The following is a 269-nucleotide window of genomic DNA, read 5'->3' as shown; positions in this document are numbered from 1 at the left end:
GGGGCATCGGCAAGCCCTGCGTACTTGGCCGCAAGCAGGTCGCCATCCACCTCGGGCAGCGCGCATTCCCAAGGGTCCAGGCGGTCAACCTCTATGGCTTTGCGCTCTGCCAGCGCCGACAGAAAGACTTCGGCAATCTGAGCGGAAACCGAGCGCTCTCCTCTCGGTGAGGCGCACACATACAAGACACGTTCAACCACGGGTGCTTCTCCTTGGCAGCGTTGATGACATGTCCGCTGGTGCTTGAACGCACAGGCGGGCTGCGCAAA

General features: G+C 62.1%; 1 pseudogene. It reads right to left on the bottom strand.

Annotation, left to right across the window (positions count from 1 at the left end):
* Positions 1-200: pseudogene (locus SB725_RS31440) on the bottom strand (NAD(P)H dehydrogenase); the annotation flags it as partial.
* Between the last annotated feature and the right edge of the window lie 69 nt (positions 201-269).

It is taken from the genome of Pseudomonas sp. SIMBA_041, from assembly GCF_046535095.1.
Classification (GTDB): Bacteria; Pseudomonadota; Gammaproteobacteria; order Pseudomonadales; family Pseudomonadaceae; genus Aquipseudomonas; species Aquipseudomonas mucoides.
This window is presented reverse-complemented; position numbering and strand designations above follow the sequence as displayed.